Here is a 12,392-nt window from a genome sequence, read left to right on the forward strand (position 1 = left end):
ACTCTTATAGTATATCACATTTAGTGTACTTTTAGTATATCAAATGATATGTCATTCGAACAAAAACAAGCGAACCATAAATGGTCCGCTTGTTTCTCCTATAATGCTTTTGTTTAATTTAGCGGCTAGGTAAACTGTAACCTTCACCCATTCGAGCCCCATCTGAGAACCGATAAAATTGATAATAATATCGACCGCTTTGTTTATAGAAAAGCTGCCAAGCATACTCCCCGTTATATACTCCTGGCAACAACCGCTCAATGCTGATGTCCGGAAGATCGGCTTTTATAAGGCTACGCATTTTCGCTTCAGAGGTCCCTTTACTTAGTTCTTCAGCATATACTGCGTCGGTTCCTTCAGCAAACTTCCCGTCTACAGTAAAACGTACCCAAACCATCAACTCGGTCCCGGCTTCATTCTTCCCTGTTATGACCCAGTACACCGCATTTTCATCCCACACGGATTTCTGCGCTTTGGTTACCTCTGTCAGACCAGCACTGGTTTTAGCGACATCCTTAGCGATATCTCGCTCGTTCCATTGATCTTTCATAATATAAGCATAGAACTGGATAAGTCCGAACAGAAGGAGCAGAATCAGAACTGACCCCAGGAGGATCCATTTTTTCCTTTTCTTCAAGGTACAGCTCCCTTTCTAGTAATATATCTTTTTTGATTATATAACACACCTGTGTGTTTATCCAAAGTTTCATATCCAATTCAATGATCTAATGATCAGAACCACAAAAGGCTGTAACTTTGCAATCGCAGAAAGTCACAGCCTTTCAGTTATTCGTTATGATCTTAGACTACCGTTTAAGCAGTCCATCAAATGATTCTTGCGCCTTACGACGGATTGCTTCCTCATCTAGCGTTACACATTGTCCATGTTTTACAACCTGTTTACCATTCACCCATACATGCTCAACATCCTTGGCGCTGGCAGAGTATACAGCATGAGACAACAGATCTGTGTGTGGTAGCAAATGCGGCTGGTCTATATCAATCGCGATAAAGTCCGCTTTCATGCCAACAGCGAGTCTACCCACATCATTTAAAAAGATAGACTTTGCGCCATACTCTGTAGCTATACGCAGCGCTTCCGGAGCTGGGACAGCCGTCGGATCACCACTTACACCTTTATGAATGAGGGCTGCAAGACGCATCTCTTCAAACATATCCAGGTTATTATTGCTTGCCGCACCATCTGTACCCAGTGACACCTTCACACCAGCCTTTAGAAGATCCGTAACCCGAGCCACTCCACTAGCCAGTTTCAGATTACTTCCTGGGTTATGAGACACGCCTACATCATGACGAGCCAGTATCTCGATCTCTTCATCATTCAAATGAACGCCATGTGCAACAATAGACGGACGTGTGAACATTCCAAGCTTCTCTAAATGCGCTACAGGCCGAAGTCCGTAATCCACCACATTCTGCTCCACTTCGCGTTTGGTCTCGGACATATGGGTATGCATCGGTAAATCCAAATCATGTGCCGCTTGTACAAACTTAACAAAGAAGTCCGGTGGGCAAGTATATGGGGCGTGTGGCGAGATCATCGTCGTAATTCTACCATCAGCCTTACCATGCCAATTTCGTGCAAAAGAAATCGCTTCCGCAAGCTTGTGATTTTGTACTTCCTCTGGACATAAGCCAATTACGCCTCTCATCAGTACGGAACGGATGCCTGATAATTCGACTACCTCTGCTACTCGGTCCATATGATCGTACATATCCAAGAAGGTTGTAGTACCACCTTTTAGCATTTCCAGTACCGACAAGGAGGTTCCCCAGTATACATCTTCTCCAGTGAACTTCGCTTCCATCGGCCACATCTTCTCTTGAAGCCACACCTGAAGTGCTAAATCATCTCCATAACCACGAAGCAATGACATTGCGGCATGGCCATGTGTATTTACCAGACCTGGCATAAACAGCAGACGACTGCCATCAACAACTTGCACATCATCTTCCATTAAAGGCTCTTTTTTTCCTATGTAAGTGATCAAATCATCTTCAATAGTCATATATCCATTCAGAACCGGCTCATCCGTTCCCGGAATAAGAAAACGCCCGCCCTTAATTATCGTTTTACTGCTCTTCATTTCCGGTTTCTTCCTTTCCGTCTTTCAAATAATAAGCAAGGCTTTGCAAATCCGTTGTAAAATCGGCAGCATGAACCCGGATATTCGATGGTGTTTTTAGAATCACTGGTGCAAAATTCAAAATCGCCTCAATACCAGACTCAATGAGAATATCTGCTACATTCTGCGCTTCTGAATCAGGCACAGTAATTATCCCAATTCGAATACCTTGCTCACGAACCGTCTGACCAAGCTCCTCCATCGGTTGAACGGTAAGAGAGTTGATTTTCCGCCCTACCTTAGGTGCATAGGAGTCAAATATAGCGGTAATCTTCATAGTATCTTTCAGATAAGCATTGTAATTCGATAATGCATGTCCAAGGTTACCGGCTCCTACTAAAGCCACATTCAATTGTTGATCCAGCTTCAGAATATGACGGATTTTTTCAATAAGATAAGTTACGTCATACCCGATACCTTTTCTACCAAAGTCTCCAAAATAAGCTAAATCTTTACGAATTTGAGCAGGATTCAAATCAAGTTTTTGTCCTAGTTCTTGTGAGGAAACGGTTAATATTTCACGTTTCTGGAGATCATTCAAGAAACGCAAGTACACAGGAAGTCTGCGAACAACGGCTTCTGATATTTTATCCGATTTCATAATTTACCTCCTAATTTAAGTGATATTCTGTTCAATTCCTATCGAAATATCTGCACCTCGTCTCAAGGAAGAGCGGTATTCTTATACCGCCCTTCCTTGTAGAGTGATTAATAAGATCGATGACGTTTTTTTCAAGAAACGCCTCCGTCTTCCAACCACTCCGCTATACGAGGAACCATTTGATCCGTAAGCATATGCTCCATTTTCGGGCCAGGCAACGAATAGAGGAAATACTTCCCATAGTGAGATTCGATCACCCTTGTGTCATACACAATAACAATACCCCGATCTTGCGCTGTCCGTACCAGCCTCCCAAATCCTTGCTTGAAGCGAATAACCGCCTGAGGAACAGACAACTTCATGAACGGATTCTTTTTCTGGGCTTGTAATAACTCAGACTTCGCTTCCGCTAGGGGGTGGTTTGGCGGTTGAAATGGGAGCCTCACGATGGCCAAGCATGTTAATGCTTCACCTGGAATATCTACACCCTCCCAAAAGCTGCTTGTTCCTAACAGTACAGAAGCTGCACTGTCCTGAAAACGGCGGATCAGCTTGCTACGGCTGCCCCCCTCCACGCCTTGACCTAACACCGTGATCTCTTGTGAGGCTAGAGCCTCTTTCAGAGGATCATAAACCTGGCGTAGCATCTTGTAAGAAGTAAACAGGACAAGCATCCGCCCACGTGTTGTAATAGCTGCTTCTGCTAGTGACTGTACGAGTGTATCGACAAATCGGGCATCGCCTACACTACCCTTCACACTAGGGAAATCCCGCGGAATAACTAACAGCGCCTGCTCCCGATATTTAAAGGGAGAAGGCAGGAGTGATGTCATCAGACGCCCCTCTTCCGCAGCTTCATTAAGTCCGAGATTATCAATCATAAACTGGAAAGATTTATCGACAGAGAGTGTCGCCGAAGTCAGTACGATACTTTTCTTCTTGTCGAAAAACAGCTCCTTAAGCTGAGTACTAACATCAACAGGAACGGCATACAGCTGTAGCGATTTACTGCGATAATTTCCATTCGCCTCCAGCCAATATACTACATTCTCATCATTTAATCCCATAAAAAACCGTACTTGCTCACGTATAGAAGCTAAATCCTTAAATAAGCCGCTAATATCGGTAACTAGACTATCTGAGGAGGATTGACCTTCTTGATCTCGCATCTCATTAAGCATTTTATCACCTTTACGGATAATTTCGCTTAATGTCAGATTCATAGTATTCTCTAAAGCAACCAATTCATCCCATTCTTTCGGTTTACGGGTAGGAAGTAGCCGCATAACTAACTGGCCAGCTTCTCCCGCCGCTGCATCGCTACGTTCCGGCAAGAGGCTGAATAGTTTATCACTAAGCAGATCCCAGGTTTCTTTTACGGTAAGCAGGTCCGGATAGATTCTATCGATCACTCCGCTCCATTCAGAAGCTTCCTCACTGCCTGATGACTGAAGCATTTGGCGAAGTGTAGGAAGCTGGCCATTTCGACTATCCTTATAAAGACGCGATAGTGTATGTGCCACCGTGAAATGCTTCATATGCATGCCTAAATGCTTGCCAGCGACGTCCTCCAGATGATGGGCCTCATCTATTACAAGATGTTCATAAGCCGGAAGTAGTTGATGCCCAGCCTTAACATCTGCGAAAAGCTTAGAGTGGTTCGTAATGACCACGTCTGCAATACCAGCTTCATGCTTAGCCCGATGATAATAACACTTACGGAACCAAGGACACGAGCGACCCAGACAAGAATCGGTATCGCTTGCCACCGTCTCCCAAAAATCTCCGCCACGTCCACTTAGATTGAGCTCTTCGTCATCTCCTGATTCACTTTGTGTCAGCCAAACGATCATCTGAGCCGCAGTAAGCGCATCTTCCCTCGGACTTATAAAGTCTTTTTTATTAATTTTATGTTCGAACTTACGAAGACACAAATAATGCCCTCTGCCCTTAAAAATTGCAGCTTTAAATGGAAAAGGAACTACCTGTGTTAACAATGGAATATCACGCTCACGCAATTGATCCTGCAGATTAATAGTATGAGTGCTGACCATGACTTTTTCATTAGTGCGTACGCTTTGGTAAATGGCAGGCAATAAATAACCAAGGGATTTACCGGTTCCTGTCCCCGCTTCGATCAATAGATGCTTGTCTTCGGCAAGTGCCGTCATCACCTCATTGATCATAATATCCTGAGCTTCCCGGCTTTCATACTGTGGCAAAGTTTCTTTAAGTCGTTTCGTTACTTCATCCATATAATCTGTAAAAGATAAATTGTGTAGTGGATTCTCAGCATGCTCGTCTCGAGGTGGAGCTAATTCGTTCCAGTCTCCTACAGCAAGCGCTAATTGACGATAGAAGGTCAGATCACCTTCGGGCTGAAGCGTCTCCGCTTCCCGTTCACGCAGCAGACCATCAAAATACCAACCCAGATCACTATCCTCTTCCGTAAACAGCTCACAGAGTCTCTGAATCGTCAGCAGAGGCAAATCGTAGAGCTCCTCTAGACATTTCAGCAATACAAGAGCAGTTGCGAGTGCATCACTGTCTGCCTGATGCGGACGATCATGCGTCACTCCAAAATGTGCACTAACTGATCCTAGTTGATAGGATGTGAGGGAAGGAAAGCAGATTTTCAGAAAATCAATCGTATCTAAAATCCGCCCTTGAAATGGTAAATACCCACACCGGTCTAAAGCATTTTGCAAAAAATGGAAGTCGAATGCGACATTATGCCCTACAAGCACAACATCATCCAAGAGTGGGACAAGCTCCATCATCATCTCATCCAGCTCAGGTGCATCCTTTACATCATCGTCGGTAATCCCCGTTAGACCAGTTATAAAAGGAGGTATCGGTGTTCCGGGCTTGACGTAGGAACCATATACCCGGGAGATGGACCGGTCTTCTTCTATAATTGCAAGGCCAACCTGGATAATTTCACCCACGGATTGGGTTCCCGTTGTTTCAAAATCAAGCACGGCAAATTTCATTATAATTCTATTCCCTTTCAATTGAGACTCTTAATCAGCATAACAGAAGTTGCGAAAAAAGGCGATGCACACCACTGGTTCAGGGGATGCATCGCTTGAATGAAAATACGGAATAATAAACCGTAAACGTAATAATTTACAATAATGAAACAAGCTGATTTCCGAAATGAAGCTTACCTCCCCGGCGGCGGCAAACCTCCAAATTAACGGTTGGTTCAGGAAGTGCCGGGTCAAGTTGCAAAGAAAGGCCAAACAGCTCTTGCGCTTCATTGAACCGTTCTTGAGAGGCCCTGATGCAACCTAAAGCGTTATAAACCATTGCCTTCAGCTTGGTTTCCCGTATCAAACCGAGCATATGGTTCAGATGGCTCCAAGCAGCTTCCCCCTCCCCTTCCTGCAGGTAAGAGATGGCTAAATATAATCGAGCAGCCAAGCTATCCGGATATTGCACAATAACTTCCTTAAACTGTTCAATACATTTCCCATACATCAGCAGCTTATAATACCCTTGACCTCTAACAAAAGTATCCATGCACAGCTCGGGTGCTTCCTGCTCTGGCACTTCCTCTTCAACCACCGTCGTAAAATCTACACTTTCACGAAAGTGACTTAGCTTCTCTGCAAAGGCCAGCCATTCATCCATCACTTTATCACTAAGTCGATGCAGCATATTATAATTGCATAAAAGCTCATTCCGGCGGGCACCCTCCGCTGTAGGGTAATCTGTAACGATCTCCTGAAGCACCTTGTTCATTTCAGCAAACAAATGTTGAAACATGGGCTATCCCCCCTTACTGAAGATGAAATCAGTTCAGCTTGCCTGACTTCATTTTCTGCGAGAACGGGGTCTTTCATCCCTGCCATTCATTACATGGCGTAAGTCCATAATTTAAGCGATTGTAGCATGCAATTCATGATCAGCCAGCTTCACTGGTCTGTTGTTCTCATCCACGAATACCACCGTTGGCTTATGCGATTCCAGTTCTTCCGAAGACAGCATCGCATACGAAATAATAATTACTGTATCTCCCGGTTGAACAAGACGCGCAGCTGCACCATTTAGGCAGATCACACCACTGCCGCGGGGCCCTGGAATAACATAAGTTTCTAACCGTGAACCATTATTGTTGTCCACGATCTGCACTTTTTCATTCTCAAGAATATCTGCCGCTTCCATTAAGTTCTCATCAATGGTAATACTTCCCACATAATTCAAATTCGCTTCTGTCACCGTCGCGCGGTGAATTTTGGATTTCATCATATGTCTAAACAAGAGCGGCAACCTCCTTTGGAATAAATACATTATTGTCAATTAAGCGCGTTCTGCCAAACTTCACGGCAAGCGCTATAATAATTTCCCCATTTACATCCGTTAATAAAACTTCGTTCTCTAAGCCTTCCAGATTAGGGAAAGTCAGTATTTCCGCATAATCAATGACCGCCAAAGGAGAGCTGGAAATAACCGAGGTCAACAATTGCCGCACTTCAGCAACGGTTGTTACTTTTCCTTCTTCAATGGACTGACGTGCTTCACGTAAGGAACGAGATAACACCAGTGCTTGAGAACGTTCCTCTGGAGATAAGAATACGTTACGCGAGCTAAGTGCAAGTCCATCTCCTTCACGAACGATAGGGCAAGGTACAATTTCAATATTCATATTCAAATCAGATACCATTCTGCGGAGCACAGCTACTTGCTGAGCATCCTTTAGCCCGAAGAAAGCATAATCTGGCTGCACGATATTGAATAGTTTATTAACAACTGTTGTTACGCCATTAAAATGCCCTGGACGCGAAGCCCCACAAAGTCGAGTGGTAAGCTCTGATACCGAGACAGTAGTCCGGGTAGGCTGTGGATACATTTCTTCCACACTGGGGATAAATACAATATCGACACCTTCGCGTTCCGCAAGCTCCAAATCACGCTCTTCATCGCGCGGATAGGAATCAAAATCCTCATTCGGTCCGAACTGCAGCGGGTTCACAAATATGCTCATGACGACCGTGTTGCTCATTTCTCCTGCCCGCCGAAGCAGACTGGCATGTCCTTCATGCAGGTATCCCATGGTTGGAACAAACCCAATCGGGGTATGCCCACCTTGTCTCATATATTCCAAGGCCTCGCGCAGCTGCTTAACGCTTCTGACGACTCTCATTTTATTCCCCATCCTTTCCGGCGCCGCCGTATAAAGATTCCAGAACGGTTTCATCCGCCTTAAAAACATGGCCTTCATCTGGGAACGAACGGTCCTTCACTTCTTGTACATATTGGCTGATACCCTCACGAATTACATTACCCACATCCGCGTAGGTTTTGACAAAACGTTTCTCACGGTAGGGTGAGGCATAACGTAGCAAATCATGGAAAACCAATACCTGACCGTCGCAATAACGGCCTGCACCAATTCCAATGGTCGGAATGCTCAGTGCCTCAGAAATCGCTTGTGCTACTTCTTCTGTCACCAGCTCCAGTACCACTGCAAAAGCACCTGCCGCTTCAAGGGCCTTAGCTTCATTCATCAGACGTTTTGCATCTTTGGCGTCCTTACCTTGAATGCGGTAGCCACCAATCATATTTACCGATTGTGGTGTAAGTCCAATATGCCCCAGCACAGGAACTCCCGCAGCTACAACCGCAGTAACAGTCTCACAAATTTCGAGCCCGCCTTCCATTTTGACGGCATGAGCCCGCCCTTCCTGCATCAGTCTGCGCACACCCCGCAAGGTTTCATCTATACTTCCGTGGTAGGTCATAAATGGCATATCTGCCACAATGAATGTTTTTTGTGCGCCCCGAGTTACCGAACGAGTGTGGTAGACCATATCGTCAATCGTAACAGGTAAAGTTGTATCATATCCAAGTACCACATTCCCCAGGGAGTCACCCACCAGAATAAGATCGATACCGGCTTCTTCAGCAAGTAGAGCAGATGGGTAATCATAAGCAGTCAGCATGCTTAACCGCTCACCATCTGCTTTCATTTTTTTCATTTTCACAATATTAAGTGCTTGTTTGTTTGCCATTTCTCTCTTCGTCCTCCTTTTTGAAATTACATCCCCGTAAAAATCGCAACAAAAAAACCTTTTAGCAACGATTTGCTAAAAAGGTCCGAAGGGCAAAAAAGAGTCACTCGCGATCGTCCCTTCTGTCTCGGTCCTTACGGCTCAGAGCAGAATCCAACGTAACCGTCTAACGCAGTTATGAAGGTGATTCCAATAATAAAACCATTATAAGTTCATCAGATCAAGAGTACAGTTCGCAAAACGATACCGCCTCTGCACCATAGTATAACAAAAAGGACTCGGAAATACACGAAAAAAATATGACAGGGGATGACACCCTGTCATATAAAAAAAGATTTATAAAAGCTCGATTTCACCTGAGCATACGCTAGAAATCTCTCCTGCGCTGTTTTTAAGGATTAGTCCACCTAACTCATCCAAACCTACCACAACGCTTTCAGTGCGTCCCTGAGGGCTATTCAGAGCGATTTGGCGACCCAAAGTAACTGACATCGACTCCCACAGCTCTTTGATAGGTTTAAAACCTTGTTCCATGTATAGATTGTAATGCAGCTCTAACTCATTCAATACAGCTCTTACCAGCTCCGAACGGTCAATAGGGACACCGCCCCGCTGAATCCGAAGAGAAGTCGCTACTTCCTTCAGGTGATCAGGATAATCGTCTTCAGTCAAGTTCGCAGAAATTCCAATCCCGGCGATGCAATAATGAAGCTCTCCTTCTCTTAGCGAAGACTCGAGCAAAATTCCACATATCTTTCGACCGCCTGCAAGCAAATCATTTGGCCATTTAATCCCGGCGTCTACTCCGGTTACACGGCGAATTGCCTTACAGACAGCAACCCCAGCAAGCAGTGTTAACTTAGGAGTCTGTAACAAAGGTAAATTCGGACGCAATACAATACTCATCCAAATGCCTTTGCCACGAGGAGAAAACCATTTCCTACCCATTCGCCCTCTAGCACCGGTCTGTTCTTCAGCGATTACGGTTGTTCCTTCTGGCGCACCGTTTTCCGCCAATCGTTTGGCTTCCTCCTGAGTAGATACGACAGACTCTAGGAGCTGAACGCTGTCTAGCCAATTCGAATCAGAAGCTTCCTGCTTCAATCCGGTTAGCGACAGCGCTTTTTCATAGCTCATGTCCATCCATCCTTTTTGCTTCAAGCAGCAATTCTTGTTTATTGTTAAGAAGATCTCCCGAAGCAGTCGCCTGCAGAAGTGCACTCAGCATATTGCCAAGCCAAGGTCCTGGACGTTTCTCAAGCGCTTCCGCCAACTCATTGCCTGTAACAGCAAGCTCCGAGAGACTCTTCAGTGGCATTTGTGCGATCCACTCTTTTGCAGGCACCACTGGGTTGGTGACAGCGGGTGAGACTTCCGCTTCCGCTGGCTGATTCGCAGCGGGAAGGGCATCTGCTGGCAGGATCGCCAGCAGCGAGAGCCACCCTTCGGCGGCTTCCACGCCGAAGGTCAGCACGGCGGCGAGGAAGCGCCGCCGCAGTAGATCCGTGCCGCCCTCCCCCGGCGGCACAGCCTCCAGGGCAGCGGTCCAAGCTTCGCGGACCCGCAGTACCTGGACGACGCTGGTACGCGTCGTCCCAGAGAACGTCCATGCCCGCAGCAGCTCATCGGCCTCCTGGGCCGACTGCTTCAGGGCATGGAGGAGAAGCGCCCACCGCAGGTGGGCGCTCTCCAGTTCCCCTATCCCGGCCGTTAAGGCGGCAGCAGCCGCTAGATCGGTTCCGGTCCAGGGGAACGGGGCTTTGCCGCGCGCGAGCAGCTCGCAGCGCGCTAGCATAGCAAGGCCGCGCCGAGGATGCGGCCCCTCTACGATGCGATCCAGCTCCGCGCGGACACGCTCCACAGCAATATGCGCCAGCTTATCTCGCTGGCGCAGTAGCCCCCTCCACGTATTCTTAGCGATGGAGAAATCTAACACCGATGCGAAACGAACGCAGCGAAGCATGCGAAGCGCATCTTCATCGAACCGTTCCTCTGCATCACCCACACAGCGGATCACACGGAGAGCTAGATCCTTCTCGCCTCCGAAGGGATCAATCAAATCTCCACCCAGCCCGCAGCATATTGCGTTAATCGTAAAATCACGACGACGAAGATCTTCCTTCACATCGCTAACAAATTCAACATGGTCCGGACGACGATGATCGACATATCCGCTTTCAGTTCGGTATGTCGTCACCTCAAATCCATGCCCATCCTGAAGCACAGTGACCGTCCCATGTGCTAGTCCTGTGGGAATACTGCGTGCGAAGATGGCTATCACTTCATCCGGCACTGCTGAAGTTGTAATATCCATATCATGCACTGGCCTACCCAATAGCTCATCGCGAATGCAGCCTCCAACCCAAAAAGCCTCATGGCCGTTTTGCGTTAGCTCAGAAATTACATTTTCCGCCGCAAGAGCCATAGCAGATGGTGCCATTTTCCATTTCATTACGAACTCCTTACCCCCTGACTGTATCCAGTCTAGGTACCTTGCGCCCGAGCACACGGTAATATATATCCTCATACTGACTTGTAATCGAATCCTTACAGAAATCTTTGCAGGCCGTTTCCAGACAAGCTTGTCTGAACTGCTCCACCATGCGATCATCCGATAGGAGTTTGATTGCATATTTCGCCATAGTTTCTGTATCACCAATTGGAGCAATGAATCCTGTCTTGCCATGTTCTATGAGCTCCGGAATGCCTCCGGTTTGAGAACCTATAGTCGGAACACCACAGGCCATCGCTTCCAGGGCGACCAGACCAAAGCTTTCCTTCTCAGAAGGTAACAGAAGAAGATCAGCCAACGAAATAACTTGAGCAATCTCATCCTGTCTTCCTAAAAAGCGGACTTTATCATCCAGACCCATTTCACTGATCTTAGCTTGAATCTTTGGAAGATCTGGCCCTTCACCAACAAGCAGCAGACGTGAAGGGATTTCACGATTCACTTTAGCAAAGATATCGACAACATCGCTTACCCTTTTAACTGGGCGGAAGTTACTGATGTGCATCAAGATCTTCTCCTCAGGAGAAGCAAAATCTTCTCGCAGATTCGATACATCCCGTGGATAATAGACACGATGATCAACGAAGTTATAAGTGAGGTCAATCTCACGCGTAATATCCAGCACTTCTCGAGTTTCTCTAATGAGATCCTTCGATACGGCTGTTACGGCATCACTTTCATTAATTCCAAGACGGATTAGATCTTTTAGCGATTCATCCTGTCCAAGTACCGTAATATCAGTGCCATGCAAAGTCGTTACAACTTTTATATCATTACCAAGCATCTGCTTAGCAAGGAAAGCACAAACAGCATGTGGAACGGCGTAATGAACATGAAACAGATCTAAATTCTGCATTTTGGCAACCTGAGCCATCTTCGTAGCAAGCGCTAAGTCATAAGGAGGATATTTGAATACATAATAATCATTAACCTCTACCTCATGGTAAAATATATTTTTCTGGAATTTCCCTAACCGAAACGGAATGCTGTGTGTAATAAAATGAACTTCATGTCCCTTCTCGGCCAAGAGTTTTCCTAATTCAGTCGCTACTACACCTGAGCCGCCAAGAGACGGATAACAAGTGATGCCTATTTTCAAACGATCCATATTCCGT

11 protein-coding genes are annotated in these 12,392 nt (G+C 46.1%); all 11 read right to left on the reverse strand.

The genetic code is table 11. The features are described from left to right. Window positions 1-118: 118 nt before the first annotated feature. Window positions 119-637, reverse strand: a complete 519-nt coding sequence (locus ACWNM1_RS10830) for a cell wall elongation regulator TseB-like domain-containing protein (RefSeq protein WP_449600955.1) — start codon at window positions 635-637, stop codon at window positions 119-121. Window positions 638-806: 169 nt separating this feature from the next. After that, the gene (locus ACWNM1_RS10835; protein WP_449600956.1) at window positions 807-2,108 is read right to left on the reverse strand and encodes an amidohydrolase; all 1,302 of its coding nucleotides are present in this window, start codon (window positions 2,106-2,108) and stop codon (window positions 807-809) included. Then, entirely contained in the window at window positions 2,095-2,748 is a 654-nt protein-coding gene (locus ACWNM1_RS10840) for a redox-sensing transcriptional repressor Rex (protein WP_076299589.1), read from the reverse strand. Before ACWNM1_RS10840 ends, ACWNM1_RS10835 begins: the two co-directional genes overlap by 14 nt. A gap of 131 nt (window positions 2,749-2,879) precedes the next feature. Next, window positions 2,880-5,741, reverse strand: coding sequence for an ATP-dependent DNA helicase DinG (gene dinG / locus ACWNM1_RS10845; protein ID WP_449600957.1), 2,862 nt, complete (start codon window positions 5,739-5,741; stop codon window positions 2,880-2,882). A gap of 136 nt (window positions 5,742-5,877) precedes the next feature. Continuing rightward, entirely contained in the window at window positions 5,878-6,519 is a 642-nt protein-coding gene (locus ACWNM1_RS10850) for a tetratricopeptide repeat protein (RefSeq protein WP_042190119.1), read from the reverse strand. Between the two features lie 111 nt (window positions 6,520-6,630). After that, a complete protein-coding gene (gene panD, locus ACWNM1_RS10855; protein ID WP_042129504.1) occupies window positions 6,631-7,014 on the reverse strand; it encodes an aspartate 1-decarboxylase in 384 nt (127 codons plus the stop codon). Continuing rightward, a complete protein-coding gene (panC, locus tag ACWNM1_RS10860; RefSeq protein WP_449600958.1) occupies window positions 7,007-7,897 on the reverse strand; it encodes a pantoate--beta-alanine ligase in 891 nt (296 codons plus the stop codon). Before panC ends, panD begins: the two co-directional genes overlap by 8 nt. Window position 7,898: 1 nt before the next feature. Continuing rightward, window positions 7,899-8,765: a 3-methyl-2-oxobutanoate hydroxymethyltransferase gene (gene panB, locus ACWNM1_RS10865; RefSeq protein WP_449600959.1), complete on the reverse strand. Its 867-nt coding sequence runs from the start codon at window positions 8,763-8,765 to the stop codon at window positions 7,899-7,901. A 336-nt stretch (window positions 8,766-9,101) separates the two neighbouring features. After that, window positions 9,102-9,902: a biotin--[acetyl-CoA-carboxylase] ligase gene (locus ACWNM1_RS10870; protein WP_449600960.1), complete on the reverse strand. Its 801-nt coding sequence runs from the start codon at window positions 9,900-9,902 to the stop codon at window positions 9,102-9,104. After that, window positions 9,892-11,217 carry a CCA tRNA nucleotidyltransferase gene (locus ACWNM1_RS10875; RefSeq protein ID WP_449600961.1) on the reverse strand — a complete coding sequence of 442 codons (1,326 nt, stop codon included), beginning with the start codon at window positions 11,215-11,217 and terminating at the stop codon, window positions 9,892-9,894. Before ACWNM1_RS10875 ends, ACWNM1_RS10870 begins: the two co-directional genes overlap by 11 nt. 10 nt (window positions 11,218-11,227) lie before the next feature. Further along, entirely contained in the window at window positions 11,228-12,385 is a 1,158-nt protein-coding gene (gene bshA / locus ACWNM1_RS10880) for an N-acetyl-alpha-D-glucosaminyl L-malate synthase BshA (RefSeq protein WP_076299584.1), read from the reverse strand. Between the last annotated feature and the right edge of the window lie 7 nt (window positions 12,386-12,392).

Source organism: Paenibacillus sp. Marseille-Q9583 (assembly GCF_976954365.1).

Coding starts and splice junctions, on each gene's coding strand:
- ACWNM1_RS10835 (WP_449600956.1), bottom strand. CDS start 2,108: ATGAAGAGCAGTAAAACGATAATTAAGGGCGGGCGTTTTCTTATTCCG.
- ACWNM1_RS10840 (WP_076299589.1), bottom strand. CDS start 2,748: ATGAAATCGGATAAAATATCAGAAGCCGTTGTTCGCAGACTTCCTGTG.
- dinG (WP_449600957.1), bottom strand. CDS start 5,741: ATGAAATTTGCCGTGCTTGATTTTGAAACAACGGGAACCCAATCCGTG.
- ACWNM1_RS10850 (WP_042190119.1), bottom strand. CDS start 6,519: ATGTTTCAACATTTGTTTGCTGAAATGAACAAGGTGCTTCAGGAGATC.
- panC (WP_449600958.1), bottom strand. CDS start 7,897: ATGAGAGTCGTCAGAAGCGTTAAGCAGCTGCGCGAGGCCTTGGAATAT.
- panB (WP_449600959.1), bottom strand. CDS start 8,765: ATGGCAAACAAACAAGCACTTAATATTGTGAAAATGAAAAAAATGAAA.
- ACWNM1_RS10870 (WP_449600960.1), bottom strand. CDS start 9,902: ATGAGCTATGAAAAAGCGCTGTCGCTAACCGGATTGAAGCAGGAAGCT.
- ACWNM1_RS10875 (WP_449600961.1), bottom strand. CDS start 11,217: ATGAAATGGAAAATGGCACCATCTGCTATGGCTCTTGCGGCGGAAAAT.
- bshA (WP_076299584.1), bottom strand. CDS start 12,385: ATGGATCGTTTGAAAATAGGCATCACTTGTTATCCGTCTCTTGGCGGC.